1 protein-coding gene is annotated in these 447 nt (G+C 70.2%); it reads left to right on the forward strand.

Annotated elements, in window-relative coordinates; genetic code table 11:
* The coding region (locus C6558_RS39195) for a recombinase family protein (protein WP_199197154.1) at positions 1 to 447 on the forward strand (447 nt) is incomplete at both ends.

Here is a 447-nt window from a genome sequence, read left to right on the forward strand (position 1 = left end):
CGCGCGTGTCCACCACCGACCAGGACGCGTCGCTACAGATCGACGCGCTGGGCGCCGCCGGCTGCTACCGCGTGTTCGTCGACACCATGTCCGGGTCGCTGCAACACCGGCCCGAGCTCGACAAGCTCCTCGACCAGCTCCGCCCCGGCGACACTCTCGTCGTCTGGCGACTCGACCGGCTCGGTCGATCCATCCGGCACCTCATCGACCAGCTGCACGCACTCGCCGAACGCGGCATCGGGTTCCGGTCGCTGCAGGAGACCATTGACACCACCTCACCCGGTGGCCGGCTTGTGTTCCACGTCTTCGCTGCGCTGGCGGAGTTCGAACGGGACCTCATCAAGGAACGCACCAACGCCGGCCTCGCCGCCGCCCGAGCCCGCGGCAGAACCGGCGGCCGACCATCTCGGCTCTCCGCGGACCAGGTGCGCACCGCACGCCGGCTCT

The sequence above is a fragment of the Ensifer sp. NM-2 genome, assembly GCF_003024455.1.
Lineage (GTDB): Bacteria > Pseudomonadota > Alphaproteobacteria > Rhizobiales > Rhizobiaceae > Ensifer > Ensifer canadensis.